Genomic DNA, 19,374 nt, shown 5'->3' on the forward strand with positions numbered 1-19,374 from the left:
CCGAAATCGGCCCCATCGCCGCGCCGGATCTGATCCAGTGGGCGCCCGGCCTGCCGAAAACCCGTTCCGGCAAGATCATGCGCCGCATCCTGCGCAAAATTGCCGAAGATGACTTTGGCGCACTTGGCGACACATCAACGCTGGCAGATCCAAGCGTCGTGGAGGAACTCATCAAAAACCGCATGAACCGGATGGATGACAGGGGGTAAGCGCGATGGATATTGCAGTTCAAACAACCCCTGCTGTCCTGATCCTGCTGGGCCCTCCGGGGGCCGGCAAGGGGACACAGGCCCGCATGCTGGAAGAGAAATTCGGGCTGGTGCAACTGTCCACCGGTGATCTGCTGCGCGATGCTGTGGCACGTCAAACCGATGCAGGTATGCGCGCCAAGGCGGCGATGGACAGCGGCGGATTGGTCAGCGACGACATCGTGATTGCCATCCTGCGGGACCGTCTTGCACAGGATGATTGCGCCAAGGGCGTGATCCTTGATGGTTTCCCGCGCACCACGGTTCAGGCAGAGGCGCTGGATACGCTGCTGGGGGAAACCGGCCAGCGCATCAATGCCGCCATCAGCCTGGAGGTGGATGATGCGGCGATGGTGGAACGTGTCTCTGGTCGTTACACATGTGGCGGCTGCGGTGAAGGCTATCATGACAGTTTCAAGCAGCCGAAAACGGCAGGTGTTTGTGACAAATGTGGTGGCAGCGATTTCAAACGTCGCGCCGATGACAATGCCGAAACCGTCGGTGCCCGTCTGGAGGCGTACCATGCCCAGACCGCGCCGCTGATCACCTATTATGACGCGAAAAGCGCCCTGCAACGCATTGATGCGATGGGGGATATCAGCGCTATCGCCAAAGGACTTGCCGCGATCGTCGAGGGGGCGACCGCGTAAGACACCTGCGCCGTGTCCGGCGCAGTGGAGGAGAGGAGGACCGCAATGGCGGAACAAACGACAACATCATCAAGCGCGCAGGCGTCTGACCAGAACTACTGGTCGGCCAACCTGCGTATCATTTTCATCAGCCTGATCATCTGGGCGCTGGTGTCCTTCGGATTCGGCATTCTGCTGCGTCCGATGCTGGCGGGTATCACCGTTGGCGGCACAGATCTGGGGTTCTGGTTTGCACAGCAAGGCAGCATTCTGGTCTTCTTGGCGCTGATCTTCAACTACGCCTGGCGCATGAACAAACTCGACCGTGAATACGGCGTGGAAGAGGACTAAGGCTTATGGATCAGTTTACCATCAACCTGCTGTTTGTGGGCGCCTCCTTTGCGCTTTACATCGGCATCGCGATCTGGGCCCGCGCGGGTTCCACATCTGAATTCTACGCCGCCGGCCGCGGCGTTCATCCTGTAACCAACGGTATGGCCACTGCGGCTGACTGGATGTCGGCAGCCTCGTTCATTTCGATGGCGGGTCTGATTGCGTTCACCGGCTACGACAACTCTACCTTCCTGATGGGGTGGACCGGCGGTTACGTTTTGCTGGCACTGTTGCTGGCGCCTTACCTGCGTAAATTTGGCAAGTTCACCGTGTCCGAGTTTATCGGCGACCGTTTCTACAGCCAGACTGCCCGTATCGTTGCGGTGATCTGCCTGATCGTTGCCTCCACCACCTACGTGATCGGTCAGATGACTGGTGTGGGCGTGGCCTTTGGTCGTTTCCTTGAGGTGTCTAACACTGCCGGTCTGCTGATCGGTGCCTGTGTGGTATTCGCCTATGCAGTGTTCGGCGGCATGAAAGGTGTGACTTACACGCAGGTTGCGCAGTACGTCGTTCTGATTATGGCCTACACCATCCCAGCGATCTTTATCTCGCTGCAGCTGACCGGCAACCCGATTCCGGGTCTGGGTCTGTTTGGTGATCACGCCGCATCCGGCGAGCCGCTTTTGCAGAAGCTGGACGCGATCGTGAAGGAACTGGGCTTCAACGAATACACCACTCACCATTCCGACACCTTCAACATGGTGCTGTTCACCCTGTCGCTGATGATCGGTACTGCGGGTCTGCCCCACGTGATCATGCGCTTCTTCACCGTTCCCAAAGTGTCTGATGCACGTTGGTCCGCTGGCTGGGCGCTGGTGTTCATTGCGCTGCTGTACCTGACGGCCCCGGCTGTTGGTGCGATGGCGCGTCTGAACATCACCGAAATGATGTGGCCGAACGGCGCATCGGGCGAGCCTGTGTCTGTTGAAACCATTGGGTCCGAACAGCAGTACAACTGGATGGCCACTTGGGAAAAAACCGGCCTTCTGGGGTGGGAAGACAAAAACGGCGACGGCAAAATTGCCTACTTCAATGACAAGGATGCTGACACCGTTGCCAAGATGGAGGCCGCAGGCTGGGGTTCGCAGAACGAACTGACCAAGTTCAACCGCGACATCCTGGTTCTGGCCAATCCCGAAATTGCTAACCTGCCGGGTTGGGTGATCGGTCTGGTCGCCGCTGGTGGTCTGGCAGCAGCGCTGTCCACCGCAGCCGGTCTGTTGCTGGCGATTTCGTCTGCTGTATCGCATGACCTGATCAAAGGCTCGATCAACCCGCAGATCAGCGAAAAAGGCGAGCTGCTGTCGGCGCGTATCGCGATGGCTGTTGCAATTGCTGTGGCGACCTATCTGGGCCTGAACCCTCCGGGCTTTGCCGCGCAAACTGTTGCTCTGGCCTTTGGTCTGGCGGCGGCGTCGATCTTCCCTGCACTGATGATGGGGATCTTCTCGAAGAAGATCAACAACACTGGCGCAGTGGCAGGTATGCTGGCCGGTCTGGTTGTGACCCTGATCTACATCTTCCTGCACAAGGGTTGGTTCTTCATCCCCGGCACCAACAGCTTCACCGATGCTGATCCGCTGCTGGGTACTGTGAAATCCACCTCCTTCGGGGCCATCGGCGCTGCAATTAACTTCGCGGTTGCTTACATCGTCACCGGCATGACCAAGGAGCTGCCGCAGGACATCAAAGATCTGGTCGAAAGCGTGCGAATCCCTCGCGGTGCCGGCGCTGCACAGGATCACTGATCCCCGAGAATGGGCGCAATCCCTCCCGTGGGCGCCCGTTCAAACTGCATCCCGCCTGAGACATCTGGGCGGGATGCTTTTTTGATTGACGCGGTCTGCCTGTTGCGCCGCGCTTTATTAATGAGAAATCCGACCGTTGTTGTTATGCGTCAAAGCACAGGGGGTAAAACCCTGCTAAGGCTTTGAAACCCTGATTGGAGAGCCGCATGACACAATCCCCGACCGCCGCCCCTTTGGCTGCCCTGCAAGAGGTTTCTGCATTGTCACCGGCTGATTTGCATCGTTTCCTAACCTCGCTACATCCTTATGACACCATGTCGGCAGAGGCGCTGGCGCCGTTGCTGGATGCATTTGAATGGCATCGCTTTGCTGCTGGTGAACAGATTTACCAGCGCGGTGAACAACAGATTGGCCTCTACGTGATCCACAAGGGTCAGGTGGAGGTGCGCGATGCCAATGACGTGCCGCTGTCGCTCTTGTCGGTGCGAAACTCTTTCGGTGAACGTGGTCTTTTGCGCGACGGGCTGGCACAAACCTCTGCCCGTGCGCTGGAAGATACCACTTGTCTGATCCTGCCTGCCGCTGAATTTGCCGCACTGATCGCAGGTAATGAACAGGCGCGCCGTTTCTTTGATCGTTCGCGCCAGCGGGTCCAGAAGGATGATCTGGCCTCCACCAGGGTGGCGGATCTGATGACCCGCAACCCGGTTTCTTGCGCCCCTGATGTGACCTTGCAGGCGGCGGCACATTTGATCCGTGAGAAGCGGATTTCGTCCCTTTGTGTGGTGGAGGACGTGCACCTCATCGGCATTGTCACCGTACGCGATATGGCTGGTGTTCTGGCTGATGCGCTGCCGCTGGACACGCCAGTGGCCGAGGTGATGACCCGCGACCCGCTGACACTGGCACCAACCGCGATCGGATCGGATGTTCTGCATGCGATGATGGAACGTCGCATCGGCCACATCCCGATTTGCGAAAGCGGCGCGTTGGTCGGCATGGTCAGCCAGACCGACCTGACCCGTTTTCAGGCTGTCAGCTCTGCTGAACTGGTGTCAGAGATCGCCCATGCCGATACGGCAGAGGACATGGCCGAAGTGACCGCACGTATCCCCCAGCTGCTGGTGCAACTGGTTGGTGCAGGCAACCGCCATGAGGTGGTGACGCGGCTGATTACCGATGTGGCTGACACAGCCACCCGTCGTCTGCTGTCGCTGGCCGAGGAAAAGCTGGGCCCGCCGCCGGTGCCCTATCTGTGGCTGGCCTGTGGCAGTCAGGGACGCCAGGAGCAAACCGGCGTTAGCGATCAGGACAATTGCCTGATCCTGCATGACGATGTGCGTGAGGATCAGATGGGCTATTTCGCTGATCTGGCGCAGTTTGTCTGCGATGGCCTCAACACCTGCGGCTATGTTTATTGCCCCGGTGATATGATGGCGACCAACCCGCGCTGGTGTCAGCCGCAACGCGTCTGGCGCAGCTATTTTGACCGCTGGATCAGCAGTCCCGATAATGAGGCGCAGATGCTGGCATCGGTCATGTTTGATTTGCGGCCCATCGGTGGGGCGACCGCCCTGTTTGAGGATATGCAAGAGGATACACTGGCGCGGGCGGCAAAAAACTCGATCTTTGTGGCACATATGGTTGGCAATTCGCTGAAACACACGCCGCCGTTGGGTCTGTTGCGCGGCTTTGCCACCATCCGGTCGGGCGAACATAAGAACACGCTGGATATGAAACACAACGGCGTGGTGCCTGTGGTGGATCTGGGCCGTGTTTACGCGCTGCAGGGGCAGATTGATCAGGCCAACACCCGCGCCCGTCTGGAACAGGCGGCGGGGGCAGGGGGGCTGTCGCCATCTGGCGCGCGCGATTTGCTGGATGCCTATGATTTGATCGCGGAAAACCGCCTCAGCCATCAGGCACGTCAGATCCAGCGCGGTGAAGCGCCGGACAACTATATGGCGCCATCAGAGCTGTCGGATCTGGAGCGTAGCCATCTGCGCAACGCTTTTGTGGTTATCAAATCGCTGCAATCGGTGCTGGGACATGGACGTGGGGCGTTGAGTTAAATCCGGGGCTGCGGTCCAGGAAAGGAACGAAAGTGCATGATTAAGGAGGGAAAATCATGTTTCTGGAATTGATCGCCACCTTTGTGGCAGGTCTGGCAGCGGCCGGGGGGATGCTGCTGCTGAACAAGATCCTGCGCGGCCGCCTGCCGCGTTGGTTGACCCCTGTTATGGCGGGTTTGGTGATGATCATCACTACCATCAGCAGTGAGTACAGCTGGTATGATCGCACCGTTTCAACCCTACCAGAAGGGCTTGTGGTTGCTAAAAAAGTAGAAAACCGTGCTTTTTATCGCCCTTGGACCTATCCTTTTCCATATGTCAGCCGTTTTATGGCTGTGGATACCCAATCGGTACGGACCCACGCTGCTTTCGAAGGTCAAAACATGGTGGATCTTGCGTTTTTCGGCCGCTGGCAACCGGTGCAACTGCGCCCGGTACTGGTGGACTGCACCCATGCGCGACAGGCGGCACTGGGGGCGGATGCGGCTTTCTCCGAGGCGGGTGAGATTGAAAATGTGACATGGGTAGACTTGGATCGGGGCGAGGGCCTCTATCAGATTGTCTGCGAAGGGAAACGGTAATGCTAGAGAACCTCAGCCTCCGCCTCAGAGTATTTTTGTTTTTTGCCCTGATGGGGCTGGGGGGAATGGTCTTGTTTGGTCTCGCCCTCTATTTCGGGTTCGAGACGGCGCAGAGCGGTGATCTGACGAGTGCTTTTTTACAGGCGGGTATCATCGCTGGCTTTGGGCTGTTGGGCATTGTGATGGGCATCTGGCTGCTGTTTGATGAAAACGTCGCCAAGCCAATTGAACGCGTCGCGGCACGGATGCGGGCTGGCGCCCATGCCGGGGTGAACCACCACATGGACATGGAGGCGGCCAAATACCTTGGCGATCTGGGACCCGCGGCGGAGGCGGTAACGCGCCAGTTGATCGAAGCGTCGATGAACACCGCGGGGGCCATCGCCACCAAAACCCAGAAACTGGAGCTGGAGAAGGAGCGCCTGACCAAACTGCTGACGGAAATCCCGCTGGCGATGATCCTTGTAAACTCCAACCATCAGATCGTTCTTTATGATGGGCAGGCGGCTGCGGTCTTGGCGCAGATCCAGACCCCGCGCCTGAACACTGATATTTTTGACTATTTCGATCGCAAGGCGGTAGAGGCCGCGTGGGAAACCCTGATGCAGACCGGCGAAGAGGTTAGCTTTCGCGCGCTGGGGGCAGCCAAACGGCAGAACTTTGAAATCCGGATGAAGCCTTTGGACAGCGGCACCGGTTATATGTTGATCATTGAATCCTCAGAGGTGGTGCTGGCGCCGGATGCGTCGCGCCCGCTGATCTATGATTTTGGCCTGTTGGAACAAAACGGCGGCACATCGGTGGATGATCTGAAACTGTCGGAGCTGACCTACTGTGTCTTTGACACTGAAACCACTGGCTTGTTGCCCCACAAGGATGAGGTGGTGCAAATTGGGGCCGTGCGCGTGGTGCGTAATTCGATCGTTGTGGGCGAAGAGATGTCATCGCTGGTGAATCCGCAGGTGCCGATCCCATCCGTGGCCACCAACGTGCATGGCATCACCGATGCGATGGTCGCTGCTGCGCCGTCGATTGAGGATGCAACGCGCGAGTTCCATGATTTCGCCCGCTCGACCGTGCTGGTAGCGCATAACGCACCCTTTGATATGGCGTTCATGCACCGTTACGGCAAACGGGTGAACCTTGATTGGCCACATCCCGTGTTGGATACGGTTTTGGCTTCGGCCGTGGTGTTTGGTGCCAGTGAGGAACACACCGTTGATGCGCTGTGTTATCGTCTGGGCGTGGAAATCCCGCCGTCGCAGCGCCATACGGCTCTGGGCGATGCACGGGCCACTGCAGAGGTGCTGTGCCGCCTGATCCCGATGCTGGAAGCGCGGGGCATCGAAACCTTCGGCGATCTGTTGACTCAAACCCGCAAACACGGCCGTATTTTGAAGGATCTCAACTGATCCAAAAGGATGTGTAGGGTGGCGCAAAAGCGTGGTTTCCCAGTTTTTGCACCACCGGCGCTGAAATACCGCCACATTTCACCGTTCTACTATCTGACAGAGCCAGCCCCAAAGCTACCCCCCCAAGGCTCCTCAGGATGAGTGGAAAGGACACGCCATGTTTCAGTTTGCTGCTTCCAGCTTTCAGCCCCGCCACGGTCGGTTGTTTGAACTGATCCGCCAGCAGAACCTGCAGGACCGCCGCCGCCGACTGAGTGAGGACGCGGTGTGCGAAACCACAGCGGACCGGATTATCCGCGTGGCTCAGGCAAGCGTCCTGCCGGCTCCCGGCTGGCAGAAGACCGCGCTTTGATCCCTATTCTCTGACTATGATGAAAGGCGGCCCCGCGGGCCGCTTTTTCTTTTGGCAAAGATCTTTGTTTCACGCCTGTTTTACGCCGAGGGCTGGAAAAGGCGGCAGGGGTGGATTATCAGGCGGCATTGGATTTTTTGGAGACCCGTGATGCCCAGCGATATGCCACAGCCCAGCTTTGTACTGGTGCGCCCGCAGATGGGAGAAAACATCGGTGCGGCGGCACGTGCGATGTGGAACTTTGGCCTCGACCGGATGCGCATTGTTGATCCGCGTGACGGCTGGCCGAACCAGCGCGCGGTTGCGCTGGCCTCTGGTGCGGGGCGTCTCTTGGATGAGGCGGGTGTGCATGCCACCGTGGCTGAGGCGCTGGATGATTGCACCTTTGTCTTTGCCACCACCGCCCGTGGTCGCGGCATGACCAAACCAGTTTATAGCCCCGAGGCCGCGATGGAGCTAGCGCGTCAGAAGATTGCTGCTGGTGAAAAGGTTGCCGTCATGTTCGGCCCCGAACGGTCGGGTCTGGAAAATGAGGATGTGGCGCGGGCCAACGCCATCATAACCGTGCCGGTGAACCCAGAGTTCTTTAGCCTGAACCTTGCCCAATGTGTGCTGTTGACCGCCTATGAATTCCGCCGTCAGTCGGTCGATATCGAAGGTGAACGAGTTGAGATGGCAGGGTCTGAGTGGGCGAGCACCATAGAGGTGGAGAAGCTGGCCGAACACTATGAAGACCGCTTGGAAGAGGCCGGGTTCTTCTTCCCGCCGGAAAAGGCCGAAGGGATGAAGGTCAACCTGCGAAACCTGTGGTCGCGTATGCGGCTGACCCGGTCAGATACGCAGATGCTGCACGGCGTCATGCGCCAGATGGTGCGCTGGAAAGAGCGCAGCGGCGATAAATAACCGCTGCCCGCAACCCTAGCCAAGACAAGTGGTCGCACAGGCATTGCCCTGCGCCCCATATACCCCATATCCTGCGCCGGAACCGGAGGGTGGAATGAGCCAGAAACGCAATATCTTTGAAGAGGTTGGTGAGCAAAGCGCCAGCAAACCCGCGCCCAAGGGCGGCATGATTGATCAAGGACGCGGCGGCGCGCGGCGCGGCATTCGCGCCTGGTTGATGGTGCTGTTTGCGATGGTCGTTGTGATGATCGTGGTGGGCGGTCTGACCCGTTTGACCGACAGCGGGTTGTCGATCACCGAATGGCGCCCCGTGACCGGTGCAATCCCACCTCTGTCCGAGGCGGACTGGCAGTCCGAGTTTGATAAATACAAACAGATCGACCAGTGGGCGATTGATAACCAGTGGATGACGCTGGATGATTTCAAATTCATCTACTGGTGGGAATGGGGCCATCGCCAGATCGGTCGCGTGATTGGTTTGGTCTGGGCTGTTGGCTTCTTCGGCTTTCTCGCCGCGCGAAAGATCCCCGTGGGCTGGACCGGACGACTGGCCTTTATCGGCGGCCTGGGCGGATTGCAGGGGGCTGTGGGCTGGTGGATGGTCGCCTCTGGCGTCACCTCGGGTGAGGGGGTGACAACGGTTGCCTCCTACCGTTTGGCCACCCATCTGGGTTTGGCCTTTCTGATCCTTGGCTGTATTGCATGGTACGTGATGCTCTTGGGGCGTGAAGAGCGGGAGTTGATGCAGGCACGTCGGCAAAAGGAAAAGCGCCAGTTCGGCGTCGCCACCGGCTGGCTGCATCTGACCGCTCTGCAAATCCTGATCGGTGCGTTGGTCGCCGGTATTGACGCCGGGCGCAGCTACAATGACTGGCCGCTGATGGCGGGGCAGTTCTTCCCGTCTGAATCCTTTGACATTGAACCGCTGTGGCGCAATTTCTTTGAGAATCCGGCATTGGTGCAGTTCATTCACCGTATCGTCGGCTATTTGCTGTTGGGTTATAGCGTGATGGCGTGGATGCGTGGGCGCAAATCTGCTCATTCAGCGACGCGTGCGGCTTTCACCGCCGCTTTCATTGCGGTTGTGGCGCAAATCGTGCTGGGTATCTACACTGTTGTGACCGCCGCACCCTGGAACATCGCGATTGTGCATCAGGTGTTTGGCATCCTTGTCTTTGTGTTGATCCTGCGGGCACGGTTCTTGTCGGCGCATCCGATTGTCGCCTCTCTGCGCGGGTGATCCGGGCAAACCTTTGGAGTGATGGAATGAGTAACTTTGAAAATCTGATGTCTTACGCACGCGACACGGCCGCTCTGGGGCAGGTTGCCGGGCGTCTGGGTTGGGATCAGGAAACAGTGATGCCGCGCGGCGCAACAGATCAGCGAGCCGAGGAGATGGCCGCGATGGAAAAGGTGCTGCATGCGCGGCGCACAGATCCCAAGGTTGGTGAATGGCTGGCGGCCATTGATCCCGCTACGCTGGATGAGGTGGGCCAAGCCCAGGTGCGTGAGATTTCCCGTGCCTTTGATCGCGCCAGTAAGGTGCCCGCCGATCTGGCAGTGGAGATCGCCAAAGTCACCAGCAAAGCCCAAGGGCAATGGGCACAGGCGCGCGCAGATGAAGATGTCGCGGCCTTCCTGCCTGTGCTGGAGCAGGTCGTTGCATTGAAACGCCGTGAGGGTGAGGCGCTGGCTGCAGGTGGTAACGTCTATGACGCGATGGTGGATGACTACGAACAGAACATGACGGGCGGTGAGCTGGCCGCAATGTTTGACACCATGCGTCCCCGTCTGGTTGCCCTGCGTGAGGCCGCACTGGCGGCTGAGGCACCGCAGAAACTGTCCGGCCATTTTGACGCCGCCAAACAGATGCAGCTGACCGAGAAGCTGGCGCTGGCCTTTGGTTACAACCTGACCCATGGCCGCATTGATAAGGCTGTGCACCCGTTCTCCTCCGGTTCAGGTCATGATGTGCGTATCACCACCCGCACCAATGAGCTGGATCCGTTCAATTGTTTCTATTCCACCATCCATGAGGTGGGGCATGCCTGCTACGAGCAGAACATCGATGATGCCTACCTACTGACGCCGATCGGCGGTGGGGTGTCGATGGGGGTGCATGAAAGTCAGAGTCGGATCTATGAAAACCAGCTGGGTCGCTCCGCCGCTTTCTCTGGCTGGGTTTATAGCCAGATGCGCGATGTGTTCGGGGACTTCGGGATCGCCAGCGCAGAGGAATTCTACCGCACCGTGAACCGCGTCAGCGACGGCTACATTCGCACAGAGGCGGATGAGGTGCAGTATAATCTGCATGTCATGCTGCGGTTCGACCTGGAACGCGCATTGATGCTGGGCGACCTGTCGGTGAATGATCTGGAGGCTGCGTGGAACGACCGGTTCAAGGCGGACTTTGGCTATGCCGTCGACAAACCCTCGAACGGGTGTTTGCAGGATGTGCACTGGTCGGTGGGGCTGTTTGGCTATTTCCCAACCTATTCCTTGGGCAATGTTTACGCGGGTTGCTTGCATCAGGCGTTGCGTCAGGCGGTGCCGGATCTGGATGCGCAGCTGGCAGTGGGGGACACTGCGGCGGCAACCGGTTGGTTGCAAGAGACCCTGCAACGTCACGGCAGTCTTTATGCGCCGCGTGATGTGGTGCGTCGCGCCAGCGGGATGGAACCGTCGGCAGAACCGCTGCTGGAGTATCTGGAGGCGAAGTTCAAAGGCATCTATGGCCTTTGACCCTACGCAAGCGTATGGAATTCAGCGGCGTCCCTTTGGGGCGCCGTTTTCTTTTCCGGGTCACGAAGTGAACCGGTTCGTGCCCGCCCCCAGGGCGGGTACGAAACTGCAACCGATTGGCAACGCAGACCGTTGCGATTGTTGAACTGAATTCGCGTGACTTAGGCCCGCCTTGGGATTGGTCACGCACCTTCCGTTTCACATCAAAAAGCCGCCCCGAAGGGCGGCTTTCAAGCTTTAGGATGCCTTTCAGATCAGCTCTCCGCCTGATCCTCTGCGCCGTCCTCATCGTCCTGCTCCACCACGCGGGCGACGGACACAACCGTCTCTCCCTTGCCAGTGTTGAACACCCGCACCCCACCAGCAGAGCGGGAGCGGAAGGAAATGCCATCCACAGGCACACGGATCGACTGCCCCTTGGAGGTCGCCAGCATCACCTGATCGTCCATTTCAACGGGGAAGGAGGCAATCAGTGCACCGCCGCGCATGGCCTTATCCATCGCTGCAACCCCAAGGCCGCCGCGCCCGCGCACAGGGTAGTCGTGACTGGAGCTTAGCTTGCCCGCGCCGCCTTCGGTGATGGTCAGGATCAGGTTTTCGACTGCCGACATTTCGGCGTAGCGTTCCTGAGACAGCTCACCCGCAGGCACGTCATCCTCATCACCACCTTCGGCATCGTCCGTCAGACCAGCGACCGCACGGCGCATTTTCAGATAGGCAGCGCGTTCCTCGGATGTGGCGTCGAAATGGCGGATCACCGACATCGACACGACCTCATCATCACCGTTTAGCTTGATGCCGCGCACACCTACTGATGCACGCGAGTTGAACACGCGCACCTCCGTGGTGGGGAAGCGGATCGCGCGGCCTGAATTGGTGACCAGCATCACATCGTCATCCTCGGAACAGATGCGGGCGTTGATCAGGCGGGTGTCGGCATGATCCTCTTCGAACTTCATTGCGATCTTGCCGTTTGATTTCACATTGGTGAAATCAGACAGCCGGTTGCGACGCACGGTGCCGGCTGATGTGGCGAAAACCACCTGCAGGTCGTTCCACTCATCCTCGGCCCGATCCACAGGCATGATCGCGGCAATCGACACACCGGTTGGGATCGGCAGGATGTTCACAATCGCCTTGCCCTTCGCGGTACGGCCACCCAGCGGCAGACGCCATGTCTTCAGCTTGTAGGCCATGCCATCGGTGGTGAAGAACAGCAGCTGCGTGTGGGTATTCGCAACAAAGAGGTTGGTGACAACATCCTCTTCCTTGGTCTGCATACCGCTGAGCCCCTTGCCACCGCGTTTTTGGGCGCGGAAATCGGCCAGTGGGGTGCGTTTGATGTAGCCGCCAGAGGTGACGGTGACGACCATATCCTCGCGCTCAATCAGATCCTCATCATCCATGTCACCGGACCAATCGACGATTTCGGTACGGCGGGGGACAGCGAATTGTTCCTTCACCTCAGCCAGTTCGGCGTTGATGATTGACAGGATGCGTTCGCGGGATGCCAGAATTTCCAGACATTCACGGATTTTTTCGGCCAGCTGTTGCAGTTCATCCGTGACTTCTTTGACGCCGATCTGGGTCAGACGTTGCAGGCGCAGTTCCAGAATGGCGCGGGCCTGAGTTTCGGACAGGTTATAGGTGCCGTCCTCATTCATCTTGTGGGTTGGATCGTCGATTAGCTGGATGTACTCCGCAATGTCATGGGCGGGCCAGCGGCGGGTCATCAGCTTTTCACGCGCCTCTGCTGCATCCGCGGAAGATCGGATGGTTGCAACAACTTCGTCCACGTTGGACACGGCCACTGCCAGACCACACAGGATGTGACTGCGCTCACGCGCTTTGCGCAGTTCAAAGGCGGTGCGGCGGGCCACCACATCTTCGCGGAAGTCAAGGAAACAGGTCAGGAACCGACGCAGGGTCAGTTGTTCGGGGCGGCCGCCGTTCAGGGCCAGCATGTTGCAGCCGAAAGATGTCTGCATGGGGGTGAAGCGGAACAGTTGGTTCAGCACCACATCAGGGGTGGCGTCACGCTTCAGCTCGATCACCACGCGCACACCGTTGCGGTCGGATTCATCCTGCACATGCGCCACGCCTTCGATGCGTTTTTCACGCACCTGTTCGGCGATCTTTTCGATCATCGAGGACTTGTTCACCTGATAGGGGATCTCGTCCACAACGATGGCATACCGATCCTTGCGGATCTCCTCGACGCGGGTTTTAGCGCGGGTGATGACACTGCCGCGACCTTCAAGGTAGGCTTTGCGCGCGCCAGACCGGCCCAGCATGATGCCACCAGTGGGGAAGTCAGGACCGGGCACGTATTGGATGAGCTGTTCACTGCTGAGGTCGGGATCCTCGATCAATGCCTGGCAGGCATCAATCACTTCGCCAAGATTATGCGGCGGAATGTTGGTGGCCATACCTACGGCAATACCACCTGCGCCGTTGACCAGCATGTTGGGAAAACGGGCGGGCAGAACCGTGGGCTCACGGTCCTTGCCATCGTAGTTGTCCTGAAAATCAACTGTCTCTTTTTCGATGTCGGCCAGCACGAAGGCTGCGGGTTTGTCCATCCGCACTTCGGTGTAACGCATCGCCGCCGGGTTGTCCCCGTCCATCGAGCCGAAGTTGCCCTGACCATCAAGCAGAGGCAGCGACATAGAGAAGTCCTGCGCCATCCGCACCAGCGCGTCATAGATCGCGCTGTCGCCGTGGGGGTGGTATTTACCCATCACGTCGCCAACGGGGCGGGCGGACTTGCGATAGGCCTTTTCGTGGGTGTTTCCGGTTTCATGCATCGCATACAAAATGCGGCGGTGAACCGGTTTCAGGCCATCGCGCAGATCGGGAATCGCCCGGCTGACGATCACGCTCATCGCGTAATCGAGGTAAGAATTGCGCATTTCATCAGTGATGGACACGCTGGGGCCGTCAAACGCCATGCGCTCGCGCGGGGTTTCTTCTTCGTTTTCAGGTGTTTGGGGCGTATCGCTCACGTGTCTGCCACTTTGCTTGTTTTGTCTATATTTTGTTGTCCTGACTATAACAGAGGCAGGATGTGGGCTGCAATGCTTGTGTCAAATGGGCTTGTATGGGGGATGGGCAGATTTGCGGGAAATTCCCACTATGAACGGGGCGCAGAGACGGCACTGTCACAAACAGCACATGCGCGTGAATGCACTTAAGCAGGGGTTTCCTTTGGTCTATTGTGCGATCATACAGGGTTTGCGTTGAAATTCCGTTAACCTGTGCCTTGAAAGGCGCTAACATCGTACATAATTTGATGTTAAGCTGATAAACATTACGCGAAGCCGTAAACATAAAACGAGTTGGAATAAGGATCATGAGCAACTACGCAAACCTCCCGGCGCCGAGCCCAGAAGGTGGCCTTAACCGCTACATGCAGGAAATCCGCAAATTTCCCATGCTGGAGCCGGAGGAAGAGTACATGCTGGCAAAACGCTGGGTGGAGGAGCAAGATAGCGCCTCGGCCCACAAGATGGTAACGTCGCACCTGCGCCTCGCGGCGAAGATCGCGATGGGCTATCGCGGCTACGGCCTGCCGCAGGGCGAAGTGATCTCTGAGGCGAACGTTGGCTTGATGCAGGCTGTGAAACGCTTTGATCCTGAAAAGGGCTTCCGTCTTGCGACCTATGCGATGTGGTGGATCCGTGCCTCGATTCAGGAATATATCCTGCGGTCTTGGTCTTTGGTGAAGCTGGGTACCACGTCGGCACAGAAGAAACTGTTCTTTAACCTGCGCAAAGCCAAGGCGCGTATCGGCGCGTTGGAAGAGGGAGATCTGCGTCCGGAAAATGTCGCGCAGATCGCCCACGATCTGGGGGTGAGTGAGGACGAAGTTGTCTCAATGAACCGTCGGATGTCCGGTGGTGATGCATCGCTCAACGCCCAAGTGGGTGCCGAAGGCGAAGGCAGTATGCAATGGCAGGATTGGCTGGAAGACGAAGACGCCGATCAGGCCGGTGACTATGCCGAACGGGATGAGCTGGAAGCACGCCGTGAACTGTTGTCTGAGGCGATGGATGTTCTGAACGAGCGTGAGCGTGATATTCTGGTGCAGCGTCGTCTGGCGGATGAAAATGTCACGCTGGAAGACCTGTCGACGCAATATGACGTCAGCCGCGAACGCATTCGCCAGATCGAAGTGCGCGCGTTTGAGAAGCTGCAAAAACGTATGCGTGATCTTGCATCGGAGCGTGGCATGTTGGCCAGTCGCTGACACGCTGCATCAAGCTGCATCAATAAGTTGATAAAATCCTCTGCTGGTTGAAAATCGCAGAGGATTTTTCATTGTTTGGACACGAAAATCGAATTTAAACACCCGAAAGACGATAGGTGAAACTCTCTTTCGCCTATCTATTCTTCTGACATGTTGCGCTTTGTATCTTGTTGGATACGCTCTTTTTAGTTGTGACTAGTTGGAGATTAATTTTGCAAAACGCGAAAAACGCCAGCTTGCCAGAAGGAGAACCGCAAGCTGTAGCTAAGTATATTCCCCCGCATGTCCCCCGCAAAGAGGAGGGCACGTTGCGGCGTGCTTCTGTTTTATGAGACGCGCGATTGTGCACCTGCCGCCGCAGAAGGCGGCGTTGGCGCATCCACGTGCCCCTGGGGTGGTGGGTGACATTTGTCAGGTGCTGCAACGCTGCGGCCTGGAACCGGATTTCGATACCAAATTTGATATCGCGGCGGGCGTCGACCTGGACCCGGATGTCTTTCACATCCTGCATGCCAGTAATTGCGTAAAAGCGATGCCGCGTGTCTATCCAAATGCGATCTATGCTGCGGCAGCGCCATTGCGGCAATTCTGGTATCTGGATCCGATGGGCGTCTCTGCCTATAGCTCGATCGCGGCAGATGAATTCATACCGTCAGCTTTGCCCGCGGATCGGGTTCAGACCTTCTTTGAACGGCTGCAGCGCCGTTTTGTCCGTGATGGGGTTTCCAAAATGCCCCAATCGCAAGAGCGCCGCGATTTCGGCAATGGCCATTTCGCTGTGTTCCTGAAAAGAGCCGGTCGCGACTATGCGGGTTGCACGGCAAACGAGGTGGAGATCGTGCAGGAGCTGCGCCGTCAGTTCCCGCAGACCCGCGTACTGGTCAACCGGAATCCAGCTGGCGGTGATGCCGAAACCGTTCAGGCGCTGACCGCGCTGGCGGCCGAAGATGCGGCGTTGCGGCTGGTCGATGCCAATGTGCACGATGTACTGGAGGGCGCGCGTGCCTGTATCAGCATTGCCGCTGCCGTAAGTGTCGAAGCGATGCTGCACCGTGTCCCTGCGGTGGTTTTTGCCCGCACGCTGTTTCATCACAATGTAACAACCCTGTCCGATGCCGCCGCCCTGCGTCCCGCGTTGGACGAACTGGCCGCTGAAGGCCCGCGCCCGGATGCAGAATATCTATTCTGGCTGTTGCGACAGAACTGTCTGGACCTGTCTGGTAAGGGCTGGAAGGACAAGGCGCAGAAACAGATTGAAACTGCGCTGCAAGACTGCGGTGTCTTGGTGGGCTGAGGGTGCCGTTTCGGGCCTGTATTTGGGCCTGTAATGTCTTGGCTCATAACGCCATACGCTTGCGAAGGGTGGCCCGTCGGGCCGCCCTGTTTACCGTTTGGATTTGCCAAATGCGGGCAGGCTGGGTCATAGTGAATGCCTCTGGCGACAGACATCAAGAGGATTGTATATGGCAGGTGGCTGGGCGCGCGATGGCGCGGTAGAGGAACAGATAGAAGCCTCGATCAGGGATGAATTGGCGCGGCTAAAATCCCAACGGGCCGAACCGCAGGGCGAAAGCCTGCGCTATTGCGCTGAATGCGAGGAAGAAATTCCAGAGGCCCGCCGTCTGGCTCGTCCCGGTGTGAAACTATGTATCGACTGCCAGCAGGACCGTGACAGCGCCTACAAGATGCGCGGCGGCATCAATCGGCGTGGCTCCAAGGACAGTCAGCTGAAATGAGGCTTGCATGACAGCGCGGTTGTGCAATAGCCTTTTCCCACATTCAGGAACCGCCAAATGAGGGAGGGTTGTATGCACATCAGACGCTATCACGACCGCACCCGCGGACCGGTCCTTGCCCTGCAAATCCGTTTGCAGGGCTGATCAAAGACAGGGTTTCTAAACGGTCCGCTGCTGGGGCAGCGGTGATGTAACACGTCTTTCGATTTGCCCAAATTGCAGCCGATGTGCTGCTGATCTGCGCATGAAAGACCTGAATTATGTCTCTGATTTCCTTAAATAAGGCTGCTGTGACCTTTGCCGCCCCGCTATTTCGCGACCTCTCTCTTACTCTCAACAAAGGCGATCGTCTGGCGCTGATCGCCGCCAATGGACGCGGCAAATCCACGGCTCTTGCGGCCCTTGCCGGTGATTTGGACCTGACAAGTGGCACGCGTACCACAGCGCGGGGTCTGCGCTGTGCCTTGGTCACGCAACATGTGCCGGCTGACCTCTTGCCGCTTAGTCTCTATGACGCGGCACTGTCTGCGCTTGATCCGACGATGGCGGAGTATGAAGGCTGGCGTGTGGAGGTTGCGCTGGCGGATCTGCTGGTGCCGTTTGACGTCTGGCATCGTCCTCTGTCAGAGTTGTCCGGCGGCTGGCAGCGCGTCGCCCTTTTAGCGCGCGCTTGGGTGACGGAACCGGACGTTTTGTTACTGGATGAGCCGACCAACCATCTGGATCTGCAACGCATTGGTATTCTGCAAAATTGGTTGGGCACTGTGGCGCGTCAAGCGGCCTGTGTGATCGTCAGCCATGACCGCGCTTTTCTGCAGGCGGTGTGCAATCGTTGCCTGTTCCTGCGATCAGAGGGATCACAGGACTATACGCTGCCGTATGGCGCTGCGCGTGCGGCATTGGATCAGCACGATCAAGCGTTGGCGCGGCAGTATGACAATGACATGGCCAAAGCGCAGCAGCTGCGCCGTCAGGCGGCGAAGCTGAAGAACACAGGTATCAACGCAGGATCGGATCTGTTGTTGACCAAAACCAAGCAACTCAGCGCCCGCGCCGATCAGTTGGAAGGGGCGGCGCGGCCCGCCTATCAGGATCGCAGTGCAGGTCGCATCCGGCTGGACAGTTCGACCATCGGCAGTCGGGCACTGGTGACGATTGAGCCGCAAGAGGTAAATAAGCCCGACGGAACCCAATTGTTCAGGCTGCCACAGCTTTGGATCAATCGCGGTGATCGGGTGGTTTTACTGGGCGAAAACGGTGCGGGAAAGACGACGTTTTTCACCCAGATTGTGCAGGCCATTCGCACGCCTGCAACCCCTATCCGTATCGCGCCATCAGTGGGGGCAGGTGTGTCAACGCAGGCCCTCGATCAATTGGCGCAGTTCCGCACGCCGATGCAGGCGGTGACGCACAGCACGAATATCGGCGACGATGCGGCGCGGCGTAGTTTGGCAGGGGCGGGAATCGCCCATCAACAGCAGGACCGCGGACTCAAAGAGCTGTCTGGTGGGCAGCGGGCGCGGCTGGCAATGCTGCTGTTGCGGCTGTCGCAGCCAAGCCTCTACCTGTTAGATGAGCCGACGAACCATCTGGATATCGAGGGGCAGGAGGCGCTGGAAGTTGAGTTGCAGGCACCGGATTTGACCGCGCTGATCGTCAGCCATGACCGATGTTTCGTGCGTACTGTGGGTACGCGATTCTGGCAGATTGTTCCGCACCCCACACGCGCAGACGCCCCTGGAACCCTGCGTGAGGTCGGGGATCCAGAGGCGTTCTTTACCGCTCAGATGGCGGCAGGGTCGGGCACTTAGGCGTCCAGAACAGATGGCCAGTTGGCTTCGGCTTTGGCGATGTTGCCGGGGACGTCTTGCAGCCAGACTTTCTGCACCGATTTTGAGAAGTTGAGGTACAGTTTGCCGTCTACAATGCGCCATGCCTCTGGCACGGTGGGGGCGGTGGCGCCTTTGGAGACCGCATAGGCGCAGTAGCCACCGAATTGCGGCGCATAAGCTGCGGGATTGGCGGCGAAGGCGTCGCGGTTTTCCACGCTGGCGAACTGCCATGTGGCGCCTTTCCAGTCATGGGTGATCGACGGTTTGCCTGTCACCGGCTTTCCTTCGGTGAAATAGGCCACCACGTCGGACCCATCCACGGCAATGCCGCCTTCGGTGTAAATTTCAGGTGTGCGGGCAAGCGCGGCGGTTGGCAGGCCAAGGCTGGCGGCAGCCGCGGCTGCAGGCAGGGCGAAAAGGAAAGTACGGCGGGGCAAGGTCATGATGTCGGTCTCCGGTCTGGTTATGACATCA

The 19,374-nt window shown here is 58.4% G+C and carries 16 protein-coding genes and 1 pseudogene; 15 read left to right on the plus strand and 2 right to left on the minus strand.

Annotated features, from left to right (window positions below; genetic code table 11):
- The 11 genes and pseudogenes from MHM86_RS00005 to MHM86_RS00055 all read left to right on the plus strand — a co-directional run.
- Nucleotides 1–209 (plus strand): annotated as a pseudogene (locus MHM86_RS00005) (acetyl-coenzyme A synthetase); the annotation flags it as partial.
- A gap of 5 nt (nucleotides 210–214) precedes the next feature.
- Nucleotides 215–898, plus strand: a complete 684-nt coding sequence (locus tag MHM86_RS00010) for an adenylate kinase (protein WP_239194450.1) — start codon at nucleotides 215–217, stop codon at nucleotides 896–898.
- 45 nt (nucleotides 899–943) lie between these two features.
- On the plus strand, nucleotides 944–1,228 hold the full coding sequence (locus tag MHM86_RS00015; RefSeq protein WP_239194453.1) for a DUF4212 domain-containing protein: 285 nt from the start codon (nucleotides 944–946) through the stop codon (nucleotides 1,226–1,228).
- A gap of 5 nt (nucleotides 1,229–1,233) precedes the next feature.
- Nucleotides 1,234–3,021 carry a sodium:solute symporter family protein gene (locus MHM86_RS00020; RefSeq protein WP_239194456.1) on the plus strand — a complete coding sequence of 596 codons (1,788 nt, stop codon included), beginning with the start codon at nucleotides 1,234–1,236 and terminating at the stop codon, nucleotides 3,019–3,021.
- Between the two features lie 206 nt (nucleotides 3,022–3,227).
- Nucleotides 3,228–5,093 (plus strand): DUF294 nucleotidyltransferase-like domain-containing protein, encoded by a 1,866-nt coding sequence (locus tag MHM86_RS00025; protein ID WP_239194459.1) that lies wholly within the window; start codon nucleotides 3,228–3,230, stop codon nucleotides 5,091–5,093.
- A 56-nt stretch (nucleotides 5,094–5,149) separates the two neighbouring features.
- Entirely contained in the window at nucleotides 5,150–5,674 is a 525-nt protein-coding gene (locus tag MHM86_RS00030; RefSeq protein ID WP_239194462.1) for a hypothetical protein, read from the plus strand.
- Nucleotides 5,674–7,086, plus strand: a complete 1,413-nt coding sequence (locus tag MHM86_RS00035) for an exonuclease domain-containing protein (RefSeq protein WP_239194465.1) — start codon at nucleotides 5,674–5,676, stop codon at nucleotides 7,084–7,086. The genes MHM86_RS00030 and MHM86_RS00035 overlap by 1 nt, the downstream gene beginning before the upstream one ends.
- Before the next feature lie 157 nt (nucleotides 7,087–7,243).
- Nucleotides 7,244–7,438 (plus strand): hypothetical protein, encoded by a 195-nt coding sequence (locus tag MHM86_RS00040; protein WP_239194468.1) that lies wholly within the window; start codon nucleotides 7,244–7,246, stop codon nucleotides 7,436–7,438.
- A 150-nt stretch (nucleotides 7,439–7,588) separates the two neighbouring features.
- Nucleotides 7,589–8,341, plus strand: coding sequence for an RNA methyltransferase (locus MHM86_RS00045; RefSeq protein ID WP_239194471.1), 753 nt, complete (start codon nucleotides 7,589–7,591; stop codon nucleotides 8,339–8,341).
- Nucleotides 8,342–8,435: 94 nt separating this feature from the next.
- Nucleotides 8,436–9,581, plus strand: a complete 1,146-nt coding sequence (gene ctaA / locus MHM86_RS00050) for a heme A synthase (RefSeq protein ID WP_239194474.1) — start codon at nucleotides 8,436–8,438, stop codon at nucleotides 9,579–9,581.
- A 26-nt stretch (nucleotides 9,582–9,607) separates the two neighbouring features.
- Entirely contained in the window at nucleotides 9,608–11,083 is a 1,476-nt protein-coding gene (locus tag MHM86_RS00055; RefSeq protein ID WP_239194477.1) for a carboxypeptidase M32, read from the plus strand.
- A gap of 254 nt (nucleotides 11,084–11,337) precedes the next feature.
- Here the strand turns inward: MHM86_RS00055 and gyrA are convergent, their stop codons facing one another.
- Nucleotides 11,338–14,088, minus strand: coding sequence for a DNA gyrase subunit A (gyrA, locus tag MHM86_RS00060; RefSeq protein ID WP_239194480.1), 2,751 nt, complete (start codon nucleotides 14,086–14,088; stop codon nucleotides 11,338–11,340).
- A gap of 347 nt (nucleotides 14,089–14,435) precedes the next feature.
- Here gyrA and rpoH point away from each other — a divergent pair, with 347 nt between their 5' ends.
- The 4 genes from rpoH (at nucleotide 14,436) to MHM86_RS00080 (ending at nucleotide 18,879) form a co-directional block, all read left to right on the plus strand.
- Nucleotides 14,436–15,332, plus strand: a complete 897-nt coding sequence (rpoH, locus tag MHM86_RS00065) for an RNA polymerase sigma factor RpoH (protein WP_239194482.1) — start codon at nucleotides 14,436–14,438, stop codon at nucleotides 15,330–15,332.
- 328 nt (nucleotides 15,333–15,660) lie between these two features.
- Nucleotides 15,661–16,626: a hypothetical protein gene (locus MHM86_RS00070; RefSeq protein WP_239194485.1), complete on the plus strand. Its 966-nt coding sequence runs from the start codon at nucleotides 15,661–15,663 to the stop codon at nucleotides 16,624–16,626.
- Nucleotides 16,627–16,795: 169 nt separating this feature from the next.
- Nucleotides 16,796–17,068 carry a DksA/TraR family C4-type zinc finger protein gene (locus tag MHM86_RS00075; protein ID WP_239194487.1) on the plus strand — a complete coding sequence of 91 codons (273 nt, stop codon included), beginning with the start codon at nucleotides 16,796–16,798 and terminating at the stop codon, nucleotides 17,066–17,068.
- A 260-nt stretch (nucleotides 17,069–17,328) separates the two neighbouring features.
- Nucleotides 17,329–18,879, plus strand: a complete 1,551-nt coding sequence (locus MHM86_RS00080; RefSeq protein ID WP_239194489.1) for an ATP-binding cassette domain-containing protein — start codon at nucleotides 17,329–17,331, stop codon at nucleotides 18,877–18,879.
- On the opposite strand, the gene MHM86_RS00085 is transcribed toward MHM86_RS00080, so the two are convergent.
- Complete coding sequence (locus MHM86_RS00085; RefSeq protein ID WP_239194491.1) at nucleotides 18,876–19,343, minus strand: YHS domain-containing (seleno)protein; 468 nt, start codon at nucleotides 19,341–19,343, stop codon at nucleotides 18,876–18,878. The two genes, MHM86_RS00080 and MHM86_RS00085, sit on opposite strands and share 4 nt — an antisense overlap.
- Between the last annotated feature and the right edge of the window lie 31 nt (nucleotides 19,344–19,374).

The organism is Thalassobius sp. Cn5-15, assembly GCF_022347685.1.
Lineage (GTDB): Bacteria > Pseudomonadota > Alphaproteobacteria > Rhodobacterales > Rhodobacteraceae > Thalassobius.

Excerpts from the sequence above, each read along its gene's own strand:
- MHM86_RS00020 (WP_239194456.1), top strand. The coding sequence starts at position 1,234 with ATGGATCAGTTTACCATCAACCTGCTGTTTGTGGGCGCCTCCTTTGCG.
- MHM86_RS00080 (WP_239194489.1), top strand. The coding sequence starts at position 17,329 with ATGTCTCTGATTTCCTTAAATAAGGCTGCTGTGACCTTTGCCGCCCCG.
- MHM86_RS00075 (WP_239194487.1), top strand. The coding sequence starts at position 16,796 with ATGGCAGGTGGCTGGGCGCGCGATGGCGCGGTAGAGGAACAGATAGAA.
- rpoH (WP_239194482.1), top strand. The coding sequence starts at position 14,436 with ATGAGCAACTACGCAAACCTCCCGGCGCCGAGCCCAGAAGGTGGCCTT.
- MHM86_RS00010 (WP_239194450.1), top strand. The coding sequence starts at position 215 with ATGGATATTGCAGTTCAAACAACCCCTGCTGTCCTGATCCTGCTGGGC.
- MHM86_RS00055 (WP_239194477.1), top strand. The coding sequence starts at position 9,608 with ATGAGTAACTTTGAAAATCTGATGTCTTACGCACGCGACACGGCCGCT.
- MHM86_RS00025 (WP_239194459.1), top strand. The coding sequence starts at position 3,228 with ATGACACAATCCCCGACCGCCGCCCCTTTGGCTGCCCTGCAAGAGGTT.
- MHM86_RS00085 (WP_239194491.1), bottom strand. The coding sequence starts at position 19,343 with ATGACCTTGCCCCGCCGTACTTTCCTTTTCGCCCTGCCTGCAGCCGCG.
- MHM86_RS00030 (WP_239194462.1), top strand. The coding sequence starts at position 5,150 with ATGTTTCTGGAATTGATCGCCACCTTTGTGGCAGGTCTGGCAGCGGCC.
- MHM86_RS00035 (WP_239194465.1), top strand. The coding sequence starts at position 5,674 with ATGCTAGAGAACCTCAGCCTCCGCCTCAGAGTATTTTTGTTTTTTGCC.
- MHM86_RS00015 (WP_239194453.1), top strand. The coding sequence starts at position 944 with ATGGCGGAACAAACGACAACATCATCAAGCGCGCAGGCGTCTGACCAG.
- MHM86_RS00040 (WP_239194468.1), top strand. The coding sequence starts at position 7,244 with ATGTTTCAGTTTGCTGCTTCCAGCTTTCAGCCCCGCCACGGTCGGTTG.
- MHM86_RS00045 (WP_239194471.1), top strand. The coding sequence starts at position 7,589 with ATGCCCAGCGATATGCCACAGCCCAGCTTTGTACTGGTGCGCCCGCAG.
- ctaA (WP_239194474.1), top strand. The coding sequence starts at position 8,436 with ATGAGCCAGAAACGCAATATCTTTGAAGAGGTTGGTGAGCAAAGCGCC.
- MHM86_RS00070 (WP_239194485.1), top strand. The coding sequence starts at position 15,661 with ATGAGACGCGCGATTGTGCACCTGCCGCCGCAGAAGGCGGCGTTGGCG.